This window comes from Ralstonia sp. UBA689 (assembly GCF_002298975.1).
Classification (GTDB): Bacteria; Pseudomonadota; Gammaproteobacteria; order Burkholderiales; family Burkholderiaceae; genus Ralstonia.
In genome coordinates this window covers 1-17,495 of sequence record NZ_DBMV01000037.1, presented here as the reverse complement: position 1 = coordinate 17,495, position 17,495 = coordinate 1, and the positions used below count along the sequence as shown (strand labels likewise).

The window sequence follows — 17,495 nt, the reverse complement described above, 5'->3', positions numbered from 1 at the left end:
GGGCACGCCATGCTGGACCGCGAAGCCGCCACCAAATACATCCACGAACTCTTGCAGTTGATGGTGAACAGCCGTGGCTCGGACTTGTTCATCACCTCGGATTTTCCGCCCGCCATCAAGGTGGACGGCAAGGTCACGCCGATCTCGCAGCAGCCGCTGAACGCGACGCAGGCCATCGGATTGGTCAAGTCGATCATGAACGACAAGCAGTTGCGCGAGTTTGAAGCGAGCTCTGAGTGCAACTTCGCCATTACGGCGCCGGGCGCGGGGCGTTTCCGGGTGTCGGCGTTCATGCAGCAGGGCCGTGCCGGCATGGTGCTGCGGACCATCAACTCCAAGATTCCGACGCTGGGCGAGCTGGATTTGCCACCGATCCTCAACGAGATCGTGATGAGCAAGCGCGGGCTGGTGATCATGGTGGGCGCGACAGGCTCGGGCAAGTCGACCTCGCTGGCGGCGATGGTGGGCTACCGCAACGCCAACTCGTACGGCCACATCATCACGATTGAAGACCCGGTGGAATACGTGCACGCGCACCAGAACTGCGTGGTGACGCAGCGCGAGGTGGGCGTCGATACCGAGTCGTGGCACGTGGCACTGAAGAACACGCTGCGTCAAGCGCCGGATGTGATCCTGATTGGCGAGATCCGCGACCGCGACACGATGGAATACGCCATCCAGTATGCGGAAACCGGCCACCTGTGCCTCGCCACGCTGCACGCCAACAGCTCGAACCAGGCGATCGACCGGATCATCAACTTCTTCCCGGAAGAGAAGCGCCAGCAGTTGCTGATTGATCTGTCGCTGAACATGCGCGCGATGATCGCGCAGCGCCTCTTGCCGCGCAAAGGCAAGAAGGGGCGCGTGCCTGCGGTGGAGATCATGCTCGGCACGCCGCTGGTGCAGGACCTCATCTTCAAGGGCGAGGTGCACGAGCTGAAGGAGGTCATGAAGAAATCCCGCGAGCAGGGGATGATCTCGTTCGACCAGGCGCTGTTCGAGTTGTACGAAGAAGACAAGATCACCTACGAAGATGCGCTGCGCAACGCGGATTCGCTCAACGACCTGCGTCTGCAGATCAAGCTGCACAGCAAGCGCGGCGGGCAGACTGACCTGGCCGCCGGCACCGAGCACCTGAATGTCGTGTGATGTTGCTAAATTGCCTACACCATTTAAGGTAATTTTTGGCGCATAACGTTTGCGCCTTGCTACGCGTCACCCCAACTTCATCGTCTTTCCTTAATATTTGCTGAGAAGTGCCGTATAAACGGCGAGCGTGCCCGTTAGTCAGGCTTGACGGGCGCGCAATACAACGATAGCTGCTTCAGCAAATACGGGTGGGGTAACAACGTGGTAAGCAAGCCGATACGCCAGCGCGCGCAAGCGGCGCGGGGCTTTACGCTGATCGAGTTGATGATCACGGTGGCAATTGTTGCCATCCTGGTGGCCATCGCCTATCCCAGCTACGTTCAATACATCGTGCGCTCCAACCGCTCGGCGGCGGAATCCTTCATGCAGGAGGTGGCCGCTGCCCAGGAGCGCTTTCTGCTCGACAACCGGGCGTATGCGCCCGACCTGACGACGCTCCAGTACGCCAGCAACGTGCCGGCCAACGTGGCGGCCAACTACACGTTCCTGCTCACCGCCAGCAGCGTGCCGCCTTCCTACCAACTGGTCGCCAGCCCGCAGAATTCGCAGCAAGCGAACGACACCGCCTGCGGCCAGTTGACCCTGACGAACACCGGCAGCAAGACGGCTTCCGGCAGTGCGTCGAACTGCTGGAAATAAGCCATGCATGCGCTGCGTCAGTTACGCAAGCGGGGCGGCCTTAGCAAGCCGTCAGGCCGGGGTTTCACGCTGGCTGAGCTGATGGTCACGCTGGCCGTTCTGGCCATCCTCGTGGTCATCGCCGTGCCGTCCTTCTCGAACATGATTGCCACGCAGGCGACGCGCAATGCCTCGTTCGACCTGTCCGCCGCCATGACGCTGGCTCGCAGCGAAGCGGTCAAGCAGAACACCATTGCTACCGTATCGACCACTTCGACTACTAGCAGTTGGGCCAGCGGTTGGGTGCTGACGGCTGGAACACCGGCCACGGTCATCCGCACGTTTGGTCCGTACAACGGCGTGACCATTGCGCCGAGCGCCGGCAATACGCTTTCGTTCGGCAACGACGGTCGCCCGACGGCCGGTGGGGTGACCTTTCAGGTGACGCCCGTCGGGCAGGGGCAAGCGGTCTCGCCGTCTTGTGTGCAGGTGGGCGGTACCGGCCGGGTCGCCGTGGTTTCGGGAGCCTGCTCATGAGCGCATCCGCACGTTTGCACCGCAGGTGGCCGCGCAAGGCAGGGCAGCGCGGCACGACGCTGATCGAGGTCTTGATTTCGGTGGTGATCCTGCTGGTGGCCCTGCTGGGCGCGGCGGGGATGATGGCTCGCTCCAACCAGTCCGAGATGGAGTCGTACCAGCGCGTACAGGCGCTGACCCTGCTCCAGGACATGACGGCGCGGCTCAACGCCAATCGGCAGGTCGCGACATGCTATGCGGTGGCCGGCACGACCACCACGGCGGGCAGCGGCGGCTTGTCAGCGCCCAGTTGCACGGCCGGCACAGCGGCTCAGCAGGCCACCGTGGCGGCGGATCTGGCTGCCTGGAATACTGCGCTGCTCGGCAATGCAGAGACAGCAGCCAGCGGCACGATTGCGCTGGGTGCCATGATGGGCGCACGCGGCTGCATCGAGGTGATCGACACGACCAACCAGATCTATCGCCTGACCGTCGCGTGGCAGGGCCTTGTGCAGACCGTGCCGTCGGCGCTGCCGTGCGGCAGCGGCAGCAACAGCTTCGGTAACGACGCATACCGCCGCGCCATCAGCGTGCAAGTGCGGATCGGGGTGCTGTCATGACGTCCTATCGCCAGCACCTGCGCCGCCAGCGCGGCATGTCGCTCATCGAACTGATGGTCGGGATGACGCTCGGCCTGCTGCTGCTCACCGCGCTGGTGAGTCTGTACTCGTCGACTACGCAGTCGCGCGCGCAACTGAACAACAGCGCCACCCAGATCGAGAATGGCCGCTACGCGCTCGACATCATCGGTCAGGAGATCGGGCTCGCGGGTTTCCTGGGGGATCTGAACCTGCTGGGCACGTCGGCCATCTCCACCCCCGATGTGTGTGCCGGTACGCCGGGCTTCATCAACAGCCCCGCGACCGTGCCGGTGGCCATCTACGGTTACGCACTCAACAATACGAACCCGGCGACATGCTTGCCCAACCGGTTGTCCGGCTCGGAAATCCTGGTCGTGCGACGCGTGTCCACTACCGCAGTGGGGCCTTCCGCCATGGCTTCGGGCCAGGCTTACTTGCAGGACTCGTTCTGCACCACCGATACCGCACCGTTCGTCTTCAGCAGCAACGCAGCAGACTTCACGCTGCACGACAAGACCTGTGGAAAGTTGGCCCAATTGCGCCAGGTGAGCGTGCGCGCCTTCTACATTGCCTCGTGCGACGTCTGCAGCGGTAATGGCGACGGCATCCCGACGCTCAAGATGGCGGAGTTTTTGAGCGGTGCGATACAGCAGCCCCCCACTTCGATTGCCCAGGGCATCCAGGACGTGCATTTCTCCTACGGTGTGGATGTCGACAACAACGGGTCGCCCGATTGCTACGTGGCCGACCCCGGCATCGACAACAGCGTCATCTGCAACAACGCGGGTGGCTACAACTGGAACACCTCGGCCGCCACCAACTGGAGCAACGTCACCGCTGTGCGCATCAACGTCCTTGCGCGCACGCTCAGTGCTGCGCCCGGCTGGACGGACACGCGCACCTACGACCTGGGGCGCGGTACGGGCTCAGGTTCCGGTTCCGGTCCTTTCAACGATGGCTACAAGCGGCACGTCTATGCGGAAATCGCGCGTGCTGCCAATGTGGCCGGCCCTCGGGAGTAAGCCATGCGGCGTCTATCGGCGCGCCAGTCGGGCGTGACCTTGGTTGTCACGCTGATCTTCCTGGCGATCTTCATGGGTGTGGTCGTCATGATGATGAATTCGAACGTCATCAACACCAAGATCGCCTCCAACCAGCAGTACGGCCTGGAAGCGCGCGGCGCCGCGCAGCAGGGCATCGAGCAGGTCATCAGCCAGGACTTCACCGCCAACCCGGTCGCCACCAGCGTGCCGGTGGACGTGAATGGCGACGGCAAGCCGGACTACACAGCCCAAGTGGCGGCACCGCAGTGCCTGGCCACCAAGCAGATTGCCGATACGCAACTGACAACCGATCCGACCAACCCCAACTACGCCACCGACTCGTCGTGCTTTGGCGGCGTCAATAACAACGCCGACACCGGCATCTTGACCGGAGCCGGCACTCCCGGCGGCATGTCCAACTGCAGTGCGACGCAATGGGATGTGGCTGCCAACGTCAATGACGCCAACGCGACCAGTGTGAACACCACCTTGCATCAGGGTGTTGCAGTACGGGTGCTGACCGGCACCGCATGCCCTTGAATCCGCCCGCGCCAAGCCAGCCAGGAAGAACCAACATGCGCTCCATTGCCCAACGACTTGCTCTGACCGCCACGGCAACCCTAGTGCTTGCGCTGGCTGGTTCTCAGCCCGCTGGTGCCGAGGACATCGACCTCTACACCGGCCTGCAGCAGAATGCCGGCAAGCCGAATGTGCTGGTCATCTTTGACGATGGCGCCAACTCCGACGCCGCCGCGTCGTTCACCTGCAACGCAACGGGCTTGACGGTTGCCAACCCGAAGAAGAGTTCAGGCGCCGAGCAATGCGCGCTCTACGGCGCGATCCAGTCGATCAACAGCACCTCACCGTTGCTCGGCAACCTGAACCTGGGGTTGATGATGTTCGACCCCAAGAGCCCGGGCGGCGTCTTCCGCTTTCCTTCCGCCAGTTCGCCATCCGCGCAGACGCTGCAGCTGATGGACGCCACGGGGGTGAACAGTTTTCTGTCGTACATGCAGAACCAGTTCCCCAACGATCTGAACGGAAACAACGTGCAGACCGCTGGGGCGATGCAGGAGGCGTGGTCGTTTTATTACGGTTACAACTCCCAACTCAAGAAAATGGTGGGGTTGTCCGGCAACTCGTACACCTCGCCTGTCAAGGACACCTGCCAGCGCAACTTCATCATCTACATTGGCAACGCGACCACCAGCGGGCATCCCGCCGAAAGCGACACGCAGATGTACAACGCCCTAGCTGCGGCCGCGCCGACGCCAAGCAAGGATCAACTCACGCAGATCGTCTACCCGGGCAACACCAAGTATGCGAGCAACTGGGGCGATGAGTGGGCGCGCTTCATGAATCAGACCGACCTGCAGGGCACGGCCAATTCGGCCAACCCGCAGAACGTCAGGACCTACACCATCACGGTGACGGACGGCAACAACCAGGGTTATGTCGATTTTGATGCCAGCATGGCCAGCAACGGCGGGGGCAAGGCGTATGTGGTCAAGCTCGGCGACGTCCAGGGCCTGCAAGATGCGCTGGCTTCGATCCTGAACGAAATTCAGGCCGTCAACAGCGTCTTTGCCTCGGTCAGCATGCCGGCCGCAGTCAACACGCAGGGGCAGTTCCTGAATCAGGTGTACATCGGCATGTTCCGGCCGGATGCGACCGCCGCGCCGCGCTGGATGGGCAACCTCAAGCAGTATCAGGTGGGCTATGACAGCAGTGGCAATTTCACGCTGCTGGATTCGCTGAGCAAGGATGCGCTGAGCAGTTCCGGCACCGGGTTCATCGCTCCGACCGCAGTGAGCTTCTGGACCCAGGAGCCGCCGTTGACCTTTGGTTCGAGCGGGTACGGCAGCACCGGCGTGACCGGGTGGCCGAGCGGTGGCTTCTGGCAGAAGAGCCCCTCCGGCACCGGTTGGAAGCTGGATTCTCCCGACGGCCAGATCGTGGAAAAGGGTGGGGCAGGGGAGATGCTGCGCGCGCAGATTCTGACCGACCAGTCGAGCCGCACGCTCTATACCTGCAACGGCGTGGGCAAGTGCCCGACCGCCTCCGCCATGCCGTCGTTCGATACATCCAATACCTGGTTGACGGGCAGCAGCGGGCAGAGCGCCATGAACTCCGGCACCAGCGGCGCCCCGAGCATCACGACCACGCAACAACAGAACTACCTGATCAATTGGGTTCGTGGGCGCGACGTCTATGCGCTCGACGGCGGGGCCACCACCGGCGCCGGCCAGGAAGCGGAGACCGGCCCGGGCGGCTCTGTCACCGTGCGTGGTTCGGTCCACGGCGATGTGCTGCATTCGCGCCCGGTGCTCGTCAACTATGGCGGCAGCATTGGCGTGGTGGCGTTTTACGGCGCGAATGACGGTGTGTTCCGTGCCGTCAACGCCAACCAGACGGGGGGCATTACCGCAGGTACGAACGTTGTGCGCCCGGGCGGCGAACTGTGGGGCTTCATCGCGCCGGAGTTCATTGGCAAACTCAGCCGCCTATATGCGAACTCGCCGGAAGTGCAACTCTCTACGACGCCCCCCGGCATTACGCCCACGCCGGCGCCGCGCGACGATTTCTTCGACGGCAGCACGACCGTCATGCAGGATCAGCGCAATCCGGGCAATCCGCGCACCATCATCTACCTGACCGCGCGGCGCGGCGGCAGCCTGATCTACGCGCTGGACGTGACCGATCCGGTCAACCCGCGCTACCTGTGGTCGCGCAGCAATAGCGACATCCCGGAACTCGGCCAGACGTGGTCCAAGCCGCGCCTGATGCGGGTGGCCGGCTATGCGAATCCGGTGTTGATCATGGGCGCCGGCTACGACGCGTCCTCCGAAGACAGTGATCCGGCATCTGGGAGCGACACGATGGGCCGTGGCATCGTCGTGCTCGACACCTATACCGGCGCGCCGGTGTGGAGCGCGCTTGCCAATTGCAATGGCGTGGCCGGCGTATGCGTGAAGAACACCAGCCTGACGCGCTCGATCGCGTCGGACGTCACGGTGGTGGATCGCACGGGAAGCGGCTATATCCAGATGGCCTACGTGGGTGACTTGGGCGGCAACATGTGGCGTGTGGATTTCCAGACCGCCGCCGGCAATGCGCCCGCCAACTGGACATTGACCCTCCTGGCCACGCTGGGCGGCGCCGCCAACACCAACAACGCGCGCAAGTTCTTCTACGCGCCCGACGTGGTGCCCACTTCCGGGTACAACGCCATCCTGGTGGGCTCGGGCGACCGTGAGCATCCGCTTTATTCGTCGTCCGGCACGCCGGGCACGGCTTACAACGTGGTCAACCGCTTTTACATGCTGAAGGACCCCAACATCGGCAGCATGGCCTCGGGCTGGGTACCCCTCACCGAGGCCAACCTCTTCGATGCCACGTCGACAGCCTACAACGGCTCGGGCTCCGGCTTCTTCATCACGCTGCCCAACGCCGGCGAGAAGGTCGTGAATGCGCCGCTGACCGTGGCCGGTTACGCCTACTTCGGCACCAACACGCCGCCGGTTCCCGCTACGGGCCAGTGCTACCCGAACCTCGGCATTGCACGGGCGTATGCGGTCAACTTCCTGACCGGGGCAGGCCAGAACCCGAACCGTTCCATCGTGCTCGATGGCGGCGGCTTTCCGCCTTCGGCAGTGTATGGCGTGATGCTGGTCGGCAACGGTAACGGGGGCACCACACCGACGCCGGTCTGTTTCGGATGCGCAAATCAGGCCAACTCAAGTACGTCCCAGAACCAATACAACCCCATCATTATCAAGCCCTCCGGGCTGGGCAAGCGCAAGCGAACCTTCTGGTACTCTTTAACCGACAAGTAGCATTGCTCCCACCAACGGCCCGCCACGAGCGGGCCTTACAATTCCAGCCAGGTGCGGACCATTTCCGCAGACTTCCGGAGGGTAGCCATGAGTGACGTCTACGCATTCCAAGCCGATTCACTGGCAGGCCAGAACGTGCCGTTGTCACAATATCGCGGCAAGGTGTTGCTGATCGTGAACACGGCAAGCCAGTGCGGGTTCACACCGCAATACGCGGGGCTGGAGGCGGTGTACAAGCGCCTGAACGAGAAGGGGCTGGAGGTGCTCGGCTTTCCGTGCAACCAGTTCGGCAAGCAGGAGCCGGGCGGGGCGGAAGAGATCGGCGCGTTCTGCGAGAAGAACTACGGCGTGTCGTTCCCGATGTTCAGCAAGATCGACGTGAACGGCGCCAACGCCCATCCGCTGTACAAGTGGCTGACCTCGGAGAAGCCCGGCGTGCTCGGCACCGAAGCCATCAAATGGAACTTCACCAAGTTCCTGCTGCGCCGCGACGGCACGGTTTATAAACGCTATGCACCGCTGACCAAGCCGGAGGAAATCATCGGCGACATCGAGATGCTGCTGGCAGAACCTGATCCTGATCCGCTGCCGGCCTAATCGGACGAACCCTTCACCTTGCGCATGAAATCCGCCAGCGAGCGCTCGGCGGATTCAGCAAAGTGGCGCTCCAGGATGTCGACCTTGACGCAGCGATCGAGGCGGAAGGTGCGGTAGTCCTGGCGGTGCTCGCACCACGCGGCGACGAGCCACACCTGCCCCCAGAAGAACAACCCCAGCGGCTGGATGCAGCGGTCGGTCAACTGGCCTTGTGCGTCGCGATAGGCCAGGCGCGCGACGGCTTGGCGGCCGAGCGCCGAGTGCAGCGTGTCGAAGACCTGCTTGACCTCGCTGCTCATGCCATAGCCGGGCGCGAAGATGCGGGTGGTCTCGGCTTCCGAACGGCGTTCGGCGGGCAGGGCGCCCATCAGCTTCTCCAGCGCCGCCTCCACCGAGCCGGCCATGGTGCCGCCGCTCCACGCTTTGATCATCCGTGCGCCGGCCACTAGCGCTTCGACTTCATCCGGCGTGAACATGAGCGGTGCGAGATCGAAGCCGGCGCGCATGCGGTAGCCGATGCCGGCCTCGCCCTCGATCGGCACACCTGAAACCGATAGATCGCGGATGTCGCGATACACCGTGCGCTCGGACACGCCCAGGCGGTCGGCCAGCATCGCCGCCGTGGTCAGGCGGCGGCCTCGCAGGATCTGCGCAATTTGGAAGAGGCGGTCGGCGCGGCGGGTCATGCGCGGCATTGTAGTGCGCTTGGGGCCGCGCGCAATCCGCATGCCTTACCCCTACGCGCCGAAGGGCGTCAGCTCGCGCTGCGGGTGAATATCAACAATGTCGACCTGCTCGCCACGACGCAACATGCGCTTGCCCAGCCGGGGGAAATCGGCAATCTCGATGTTCAGGTGTTCACCGCCGCACAGGTAGACGAGGTCTTCCTTGCCGCAGTTGCGCAGGTGGTGCGCCACGCCCACGGGGAAGGCCATGAAATCGCCAGCGCGGACGGTGAAGAGGCTGTCGTCGATCTCGGCCTGCGCCTCGCCAGAGAGGATGTAGATCCATTCCTCTTCGCGCTGGTGCGAGTGATAGACGAACGACTCCTTGCCCGGCGGCACGCGTGCGAAATTGATGCCGGTGCGCTTGAGCCCCAGCAGCCGGCCCATCATGGTGCCGTGGATTTCCGACAGACTGTTCCAGGGGTGCGAAAACGACTGCGTGCGCGCGGCAATGTCAGCAGCGCGCATGAGGTACGGCGATTGACTCGGCATGGTGTTCTTCTCTGTCTCAATAGGGGAGGCCGGCGCCCGCGCGCCGGCCGGTGCAGCCGCCCTGCGTGGGCCTATTGCTGTAGCAGGTACGACTGCGTCTTGGCATCGGGCTCGTGCAGACCGACGCGGTTGCCTTCGGTGTCGACGATGTGGGCGATGCGGCCCATGTGGTCGGGCAGCGTCATCGGGCCGAATACGCATTGGCCGCCGCTGCCGTTCACGCGTTCGAGCACGGCATCCAGGTCCGGCGCATTCAGGTAGACCACGCTGCCCTTGTCGGACGGGGCAAAGCCCTCGCCCTTGACCAGCGCGCCGTGGATGGTGGTCTCACCCGCCGGGAACACGCCCATGCGCAGGTCGCCCATGTCTTCCTGCTTGAGTTGGGTGTCGAAGACGTTCTCGTAGAACTTCACCGCGCGCGGGAAGTCGTTGGCCGGGATTTCAAACCAGTTGATGACGCTTGCCATGATGCTCGCTCCGGTTGGTGAGGCAGGTGGTTGGGGCACCCGTCTCGTTAAGGTGAAGCGAATTCTGGCGGGAGGCTCCTGACAGCGTTCTGTCAGGAGCATTCAGGAGGGTTAGGGAGGGTGTTGCAAATTGCTCAGGCAGTGAAATCCGGGGCGGAGGAGGGAACCGGCTAGTGCGGAATCCAGCCCGCCAGCAGCGGCACCAGCACGGCGGTCAGCACGCCGTTCAGGCCCATGCCCAACGCCGAGAACGCACCCGCCTCCGGATGGACCTGAAACGCGCGCGCCGTACCGATGCCATGCGCCGCAATGCCGGTGGCAAAACCACGCACGCTGTACTCGCGCACGCGCAGCAGATTCAGCAGCCGCGTCGCGGTGGTCGCACCCACGATGCCGGTAATGAGCACCAGCACCGCCGTGATGGTCGGCGCGCCGCCGATCTTCTCCGAGATGCCCATGGCGATCGGGATCGTCACCGATTTCGGCGCCATGGAGCGCAGCGTTTCCGGCGATGCGCCCAACAGCCACGCGATGCCAACTGCTGACACCACCGCCACGACCGACCCTGCGAGGAGCCCGCCCATCAGCGGTAGCGCGTGGCGGCGCAGCTTCGCCCATTGCTGGAACAGCGGCACCGCCAGCGCCACCGTGGCCGGGCCCAGCAGGAAGTGCACGAACTGCGCGCCGTCAAAGTAGGTCTTGTACGGCGTGCCCGTCACTGTCAGCAGCGTGCCCAGGATGATCACGGCAATCAGTAGCGGATTGACCATCGGGTTGAAGCGGCTGCGTTCATGAAGGTGCACGCCGATCAGGTATGCAATGAGCGTGGCGGTCAGGCCCAGCAGCGGGCTGGCTGCAAGGTAGACCCAGAGCTGATGCAGGTTGGGAGCCATCGTGTTCATGGGGCCAGCTCCTCGTGGCCTTCACCGTGGTCGCCCATGCGCCGCATCAGCGCGCGCGTAACGAGCGCACCAGCGGCAATCGATAGCCACGTCGACACGACAGTCGCCACCACGATCGGCAGCCATTCCTGCCCGATGCGGTTCAGTTGCGTCATGACGCCCACGCCGGCTGGCACGAACAGGATGGTCAGGTGGCGCAGCAGTTCACTGACGGTGCCCTGCATGATTTCGAGCACGCGGCCCTTGTCCACCAGCAGGTAGATGACCAGCAGCACCATGCCAATCACCGGACCGGGCACTGGCAGGTGCAGGGAATACGTCAGCAGCTCTCCGATCGACTGGAACGTCAACAGGATCGCGAAGGTTTGCAGCATGGGGCCTCCGGGCAAAACGAAGCGCCCAGTATAGAACTCGGGCGCATTCGCTTCAGGCCAGCATGCGGTCCACCAACTCGATCCAGTGTTCGACCGGCGTGTCGGTGCCGCTCTGCAGATGCGTCACGCAGCCGATGTTGGCGCTGACGATGCGCTCAGGCTGCGTGGCCTGCAGGTTGCGCAGCTTGTCGTCGCGCAGGCGGTAGGCGAGTTCCGGTTGCAGCACCGAATACGTGCCGGCCGAGCCACAGCACAGGTGGCTATCGGCACAGAGCTTGACGTCCACGCCCAGCGAGCCCAGCAGCGCTTCCACCGCGCCACGGATCTGCTGGCCGTGCTGCAGCGTGCAGGGCGGGTGCCAGGCCACGCGCGGGCGTTGCGCGGCGGGCTTGGCTTTCTGCAGCAGCGCTTCGGTGAAGGCGGGCAGCACCTCGCACAGGTCGCGCGTCATGGCGGAGACACGCGCTGCGCGTTCGGCATAAGCGGGGTCATTGCGCAGCAGGTGGCCGTACTCCTTGACCATCGCGCCGCAACCGGAGGCCGTCATGACGATGGCCTCGGCGCCCGCTTCGATATGCGGCCACCATGCGTCGATGTTGGCGCGCATGTTGCCGAGCCCGCCCGCGTGGTCGTTCATGTGATAGCGGATGGCGCCACAGCAGCCGGCGCGATCGGCGCTGATGAGTTGCACGCCCAGCTTGTCGAACACGCGCGCCGTGGCGGCATTGATGTTGGGCGACATGGCCGGCTGCACGCAGCCTTCGAGCAGCAGCATCTTGCGCGCATGTTTGGCCGTTGGCCGCACGCCGGCCTGCGGCTGTTTGGCTGGGACCTTGTTCTGCAGCACGGGCGGCAGCAGCGGCCGCACGGCTTGCCCGAGCTTGAGTGCCGGGCCGAACAGCGCGGGCCGCGTCAGCCCTTCGCGCAGCACCCAGCGCACGGCGCGCTCGCTCAAGGGGCGCGATTCGCCCTTCGCGTCGAGCTGGTCATCGACGATCTTGCGGCCGATCTCCACCAGCCGGCCGTAGGTCACGCCGGAGGGGCAGGTCGATTCGCAGTTGCGGCAGGTCAGGCAGCGGTCCAGGTGCAGGCGCGTGGCGTGGCCGGCGGGCTGGCCCTCCAGCACCTGCTTCATCAGGTAGATGCGTCCGCGCGGGCCGTCCAGCTCGTCGCCGAGCAATTGGTAGGTCGGGCAGGTGGCGGTGCAGAAGCCGCAGTGCACGCACTTCTGCACGATGCTTTGGGCTTCTTCGCCGTCGGGGGTATTGCGCAGGAACGCCGCGAGCGTGATTTGCATGATGGGGCGGGGCTCTTAAAAGTCTGCGTACAAGCGGCCGGGATTGAAGATGCCGTGCGGGTCGAAGCTGTCCTTCAGGCGTTTGTGCACGGCCATCAGCGGTGCGGCGACGGGCGTGAAGACATCGCTTGCGCGGTCGCCGTTGCGGAACAGCGTGGCGTGGCCGCCGGCCTTGCGCACGGCGTCGCGGATGACGTCGGCAGGCGTGCTGGAAGTGTCGATCCACCAGCGCTGGCCGCCACCCCATTCGACGAGTTGTTCGTCGGCTGACGCTGCCCCAAGCGCCAACGGCGGCGTGGCTGGGGGCAGGGCGATGCGCCACAGCGGCAGGCCATCTTGCACGGCGCGCGCAAAGAACGTGTGCGATTGCTCGCGCAGGTCGCGCCAGAACGCAGCCGCTTCAGACTCGTCGATGCGCTCGCCGCCGAGCTTGGAAATGGCAGCGCGAACGGCAGCGTCGGCGCCGCACAGGCGCACCCACAGCGCGCCGCCCGTCCACGCAGACGCCGCGATCGGCAGCGGTTGACCGCCCCAGCGGTTGAGCGTGTCGATGGCCTCGCCTTGTGCCATGGCAAAGCGCAGCGTGGCATCGCAGAACGGCATCGGCAGCACCTTGAGCGACACCTGCACGACAAGGCCTAGCGTGCCAAGCGCGCCGGCCATCAGGCGCGAGACGTCGTAGCCGGCCACGTTCTTCATCACTTGGCCGCCGAAGTTCAGCATGTTGCCCCGGCCGTCCATGATCACGGCGCCGAGCACGAAATCACGCAGCGCGCCAACCGACTGCCGGCGTGGGCCCGACAGGCCGGATGCGAACGCGCCGCCCACGGTCGCCTGCTTACCACCTGCGGCAAAGTGCGGCGGCTCGAACGCCAGCATCTGGCGGTGCTCGGCCAGCGCGGCTTCGATTTCAGTGAGCGGCGTGCCGCTGCGCGCGGTAATCACCAATTCCGCGCAGTCGTAATCGACGATGCCGGACCACTCGCGTGTGTCGAGCACGGTGGCGTTGGCAGCCTCGGTCATTGTCGAGCGGCCGTAGAAATCCTTGGTGCCGCCGCCACGCAGCGTGAGCGGCGTGCGGCTGCTCGCGGCCTGCGTGATGGCGTCGCGAAAGCGGGCGAGCGTGGGTGGAAGGGCGGCTTCTGGCGTGGTTTGCATGTTGAACCTTCGGGCGCGGCAGCGTATTCGCTGCGCGCGGCTTTGGAGTGGTCAGGCGGCGATCAGAAACGCGGCAGGTCGGGATGCGGCAGCAGGCCGTTGCGCACGTGCAGCTTGCCGTATTCAGCACAGCGAGCGAGCGTGGGGATGGCCTTGTCGGGATTCAAGAGGCGCGCCGGGTCGAAGGCGGCCTTCACGCTCAGGAAGGCATCGCGCTCTTCGGCCGAGAACTGCACGCACATCGAGCTGAGCTTCTCCACGCCCACGCCGTGCTCGCCCGTGACGGTGCCGCCCAATTCGACGCAGGTCTCGAGGATGTCCGAGCCGAAAAGCTCGGCGCGGTGCCATTCGTCCTGGTCTTCGCCGTTGAAGAGGATGAGCGGGTGCATGTTGCCGTCCCCCGCGTGGAACACGTTGATGCAGCGCAGGGCGTACTTCTGCTCCATCTCCTGGATGCGTTTGAGCAGCGTGCCGATGTGCTTGCGCGGGATGGTGCCGTCCATGCAGTAATAGTCGGGCGAGATGCGCCCGGCAGCCGGAAACGCGTTCTTGCGGCCACTCCAGAACTTCAGGCGCTCGGCCTCGCTCTGCGACACCTGAATGCGCGTGGCGCCCGAGGCGCGCAGCACTTCGCTCATGCGGGCGATTTCTTCGGCCACCTCTTCAGGCGTGCCGTCGGATTCGCACAGCAGGATGGCGGCGGCGTCGAGGTCGTAGCCGGCGCAGACGAATTCCTCCACGGCGGCGGTGGCGGGCTTGTCCATCATCTCCAGCCCGGCTGGGATGATGCCGGCGGCAATCACGTCGGCCACGGCGTTGCCGCCCGTTCCCACGTCGTCAAAGCTCGCCATGATGACCTGCGCGAGCTGCGGCTTGGGGATCAGGCGCACGGTCACTTCCGTCACCACGGCCAGCATGCCTTCGGAGCCAATCACGGTGGCCAGCAGGTCCAGGCCGGGGGCGTCGGGTGCCTCGCTGCCAAACTCGACCACCTCGCCATCCATCATCACGGCGCGCACGCGCAGCACGTTGTGTACGGTCAGGCCGTACTTCAGGCAATGCACGCCGCCGGAGTTCTCGTTCACGTTGCCGCCAATCGTGCACGCAATCTGCGATGACGGATCGGGCGCGTAGTACAGCCCGTGCGGGTTGGCTGCCTCGGAGATGGCGAGGTTGCGCACGCCCGGCTGCACGACCGCCGTGCGCGTAGTCGGATCAACCTTGAGGATGCGCTTGAACTTGGCCAGCGACAGCACCAGCCCGCCCGGCGTGGGCATCGCGCCGCCCGACAGGCTCGTGCCTGCGCCGCGCGGCACCACGGGTACGCCCATGCGGTGGCACACGCGCAGGATTTCGACGACCTGCGCCTCGGTATCCGGCAACACCACGGCCAGCGGCACCTGGCGGTAGGCAGCGAGGCCATCGCATTCGTACGGGACGATGTCTTCGCGCTCCCAGAGCAGGGCGTCGTCGGACACGATTTGCGATAGCGCGGCGGTCAGCTCGGCCTGCAGGGCAGACGGATCACGGGTGGCGGTGGGCAGCGGCGCGTTCATGGGGTGTCTCTCATCGTTCTTGCCCGGCAGCGGTGGCCGGGGTGAGAGGCACTATAGCCCGGCCGCCGCGCCGCGCGGCGTGTTAAGGACTTTTGCTGCGATGAATTTGGCTCGCGGCGCGGGCCAATCTGGTTCATCGCGTTGCAGCAAAGCAGGGGCCTACCAATCCAATCCAATCCAATCATTCAATCCAAAAATGCTGCGACGCACACAAGGATAGGCGGAATCCTATGGATGTTAAGTGATGTTTATCTTACATTTTTCCATTCTAAGTGGTGAATGGTTGACAAGATAGCAGGATGTGGGATGAAAAACATATATCGAGAGAGATCTTCTTGGTGCTGTGGAAAATGGTTTTCGTCGTTGTTGGTGATTTTCATGAGTTCATTTCCCGCATACGGGGTGTCTACTGGCGCCGATGGTCATAAATGGACGGCATGGGATGACGGGATATTTGGACAATACAATTCTGTTGATCGAAATAGTCCGGAGGCTGCGTGTCGCGCGTTGTATGAGGGAATATCAAGGGTGTCGCCTTGGTTTGCATATGACTATATAGAAGAGTCTTGGGGTTATAAATTAGAGCAGAGTAGGTCTTATGTTGGTGTTGATCTGGAGAGGGAGCGGTGTGTTAGCGAAAAACATGAGGATGAGTATTTCTGGGTTTCAACTGGCGCCAGTGGATACTGGCTTAATTATAATTATATATATAATTCAAGATTTGGCTATGTGATGCGGCTTGGCGAATGTGCAGACGGTTATGATAAAAATCGGGATGGCTATTGCGAGCCAATTCGACCACTAGTCAAAATTTGCCCCATCTCTCATCCGGTTTTTCCCGGAACCGGTGTAAAAGTATTAACTGAGCGTGATGAATCGGGCAGTGAAGAACTCCCGTTGGCACGAACATATCGATCCCACGTTCTTTTTGGACCGAAAGCTGGCCAAGGGCGGTGGCTTTTTGAATGGCACCGGGAGATTGATGTGCCGATTGCCATCAACGGGTCGGAATCTCCCCAGATATCTGTGCTGAGAGCAGATGGAGAGGTGCTGAAGTTGCTCAAGACTGGCAGCAAATGGAGTGCAGTCGGCCATGATGGGACGGTTGAGCGCGTCACCGATGGCGACGTTGTCACATGGCGCTATACCGTACACGCAACAGGTACGGTTGAAATCTACAATGCGAAGGGAAGGCTGCAGAGTGTTCAGGTACCGGGGCGACGGCCGACCACGCTTGCGTACAACAAGGCTGAACAATTAATTTCGGTCACCGCGCCAAGCGGTCGCGCTCTGAAATTTGACTATGATGCACAGGGCAATGTAGCCAGCATCATCGTTCCTGACGGAGCCACTACCAAGTACGCCTACAACACCAATGGCATGTTGTCCACGGTCACGCGACCAGATAACACCACGCGTCAATACGTCTATGAAGACACACGCTTTCCCACTGCATTGACCGGCGTGATCGACGAGGCAGGCGTTCGATACGCCTCCTATGCCTATGACGATCAGGGCCGAGCCATCCTCAGTGAGCTGACTGCCGGTGCGGATCGTTATCAATTCCAGTATGGCCCAGATGGACAGACGACGGTGCTGACGCCGGATGGCGGGAGCAGTGTCTATAGCTTCCTGAAACAGAACGGCGTGTTGTTGCCGACAGGAGTGAGCGCACCTTGCCCAACATGCGGCAAGACATCCCTCCGCAGCGAATACGACGCAAACGGTAATGTCGCGCGCAAGGTTGCGTACGACGGTACAGTAACCACCTTCTTGTACGACGCTGACGGGCGCGAGACGCAACGTGTTGTTGGCGCTGGCACGGTGGCAGCAAAGACGACAAATGTTGAGTGGCATCCCACGCTACGCGTTCCGGTGCGTATAGCTTCTCCGGGCCGAATTGATAGCCTCACATATGATTCCGCCGGCCGAGTAACAACATACGCTTGGTTTTATACGGATGATCAAAGCGGTGCTACAGGCTTTGTAGCTGCCCCGGCCGACTCAATCACAAAAATGAATTGGTCATACAACAGTGCTGGCCAAGTGATATCTGTGATCGAGACCAAGGGCGCGAATGAGACGGGACGCTGGTCCTTTACCTAGTCGGCCCTGAACAAATCG

At 63.2% G+C, this 17,495-nt stretch carries 17 protein-coding genes; 9 read left to right on the top strand and 8 right to left on the bottom strand.

Going from position 1 to position 17,495, the window contains the following annotated elements:
• Positions 1-9 precede the first annotated feature (9 nt).
• The 8 genes from B4F51_RS16765 (at position 10) to B4F51_RS16730 (ending at position 8,400) form a co-directional block, all read left to right on the top strand.
• Positions 10-1,149 carry a PilT/PilU family type 4a pilus ATPase gene (locus B4F51_RS16765; protein ID WP_296227373.1) on the top strand — a complete coding sequence of 380 codons (1,140 nt, stop codon included), beginning with the start codon at positions 10-12 and terminating at the stop codon, positions 1,147-1,149.
• Positions 1,150-1,365: 216 nt separating this feature from the next.
• On the top strand, positions 1,366-1,788 hold the full coding sequence (locus B4F51_RS16760; protein WP_349676299.1) for a type IV pilin protein: 423 nt from the start codon (positions 1,366-1,368) through the stop codon (positions 1,786-1,788).
• Between the two features lie 3 nt (positions 1,789-1,791).
• Positions 1,792-2,304, top strand: a complete 513-nt coding sequence (locus B4F51_RS16755) for a GspH/FimT family pseudopilin (protein WP_296227371.1) — start codon at positions 1,792-1,794, stop codon at positions 2,302-2,304.
• Positions 2,301-2,903, top strand: a complete 603-nt coding sequence (pilV, locus tag B4F51_RS16750; protein WP_296227369.1) for a type IV pilus modification protein PilV — start codon at positions 2,301-2,303, stop codon at positions 2,901-2,903. The genes B4F51_RS16755 and pilV overlap by 4 nt, the downstream gene beginning before the upstream one ends.
• Positions 2,900-3,946 (top strand): PilW family protein, encoded by a 1,047-nt coding sequence (locus tag B4F51_RS16745; RefSeq protein ID WP_296227366.1) that lies wholly within the window; start codon positions 2,900-2,902, stop codon positions 3,944-3,946. Before pilV ends, B4F51_RS16745 begins: the two co-directional genes overlap by 4 nt.
• Positions 3,947-3,949: 3 nt before the next feature.
• Positions 3,950-4,507: a pilus assembly PilX N-terminal domain-containing protein gene (locus B4F51_RS16740; RefSeq protein WP_296227364.1), complete on the top strand. Its 558-nt coding sequence runs from the start codon at positions 3,950-3,952 to the stop codon at positions 4,505-4,507.
• Between the two features lie 35 nt (positions 4,508-4,542).
• The gene (locus tag B4F51_RS16735; protein WP_296227362.1) at positions 4,543-7,803 is read left to right on the top strand and encodes a pilus assembly protein; all 3,261 of its coding nucleotides are present in this window, start codon (positions 4,543-4,545) and stop codon (positions 7,801-7,803) included.
• An 87-nt stretch (positions 7,804-7,890) separates the two neighbouring features.
• Positions 7,891-8,400, top strand: a complete 510-nt coding sequence (locus B4F51_RS16730; protein WP_296227360.1) for a glutathione peroxidase — start codon at positions 7,891-7,893, stop codon at positions 8,398-8,400.
• Here B4F51_RS16730 and B4F51_RS16725 read toward each other — a convergent pair.
• From B4F51_RS16725 to B4F51_RS16690, 8 genes are all read right to left on the bottom strand, one after another.
• Positions 8,397-9,095 carry a helix-turn-helix transcriptional regulator gene (locus B4F51_RS16725; RefSeq protein ID WP_296227358.1) on the bottom strand — a complete coding sequence of 233 codons (699 nt, stop codon included), beginning with the start codon at positions 9,093-9,095 and terminating at the stop codon, positions 8,397-8,399. The two genes, B4F51_RS16730 and B4F51_RS16725, sit on opposite strands and share 4 nt — an antisense overlap.
• A 42-nt stretch (positions 9,096-9,137) precedes the next feature.
• Positions 9,138-9,617, bottom strand: a complete 480-nt coding sequence (locus tag B4F51_RS16720; protein ID WP_296227356.1) for a cupin domain-containing protein — start codon at positions 9,615-9,617, stop codon at positions 9,138-9,140.
• Positions 9,618-9,688: 71 nt separating this feature from the next.
• The gene (locus tag B4F51_RS16715; RefSeq protein WP_296227354.1) at positions 9,689-10,084 is read right to left on the bottom strand and encodes a VOC family protein; all 396 of its coding nucleotides are present in this window, start codon (positions 10,082-10,084) and stop codon (positions 9,689-9,691) included.
• Positions 10,085-10,254: 170 nt separating this feature from the next.
• A complete protein-coding gene (locus B4F51_RS16710; RefSeq protein ID WP_296227352.1) occupies positions 10,255-10,986 on the bottom strand; it encodes an LrgB family protein in 732 nt (243 codons plus the stop codon).
• Positions 10,983-11,360, bottom strand: coding sequence for a CidA/LrgA family protein (locus tag B4F51_RS16705; protein ID WP_296227350.1), 378 nt, complete (start codon positions 11,358-11,360; stop codon positions 10,983-10,985). The genes B4F51_RS16710 and B4F51_RS16705 overlap by 4 nt, the downstream gene beginning before the upstream one ends.
• Before the next feature lie 52 nt (positions 11,361-11,412).
• Positions 11,413-12,657, bottom strand: a complete 1,245-nt coding sequence (glcF, locus tag B4F51_RS16700; RefSeq protein WP_296227348.1) for a glycolate oxidase subunit GlcF — start codon at positions 12,655-12,657, stop codon at positions 11,413-11,415.
• 15 nt (positions 12,658-12,672) lie between these two features.
• The gene (gene glcE, locus B4F51_RS16695; protein WP_296227346.1) at positions 12,673-13,815 is read right to left on the bottom strand and encodes a glycolate oxidase subunit GlcE; all 1,143 of its coding nucleotides are present in this window, start codon (positions 13,813-13,815) and stop codon (positions 12,673-12,675) included.
• A gap of 62 nt (positions 13,816-13,877) precedes the next feature.
• Positions 13,878-15,371: an FAD-linked oxidase C-terminal domain-containing protein gene (locus tag B4F51_RS16690; protein WP_296227344.1), complete on the bottom strand. Its 1,494-nt coding sequence runs from the start codon at positions 15,369-15,371 to the stop codon at positions 13,878-13,880.
• A gap of 378 nt (positions 15,372-15,749) precedes the next feature.
• Between B4F51_RS16690 and B4F51_RS16685 the strand changes: the two genes are divergently transcribed.
• A complete protein-coding gene (locus tag B4F51_RS16685; protein WP_296227342.1) occupies positions 15,750-17,477 on the top strand; it encodes a hypothetical protein in 1,728 nt (575 codons plus the stop codon).
• Positions 17,478-17,495 lie beyond the last annotated feature (18 nt).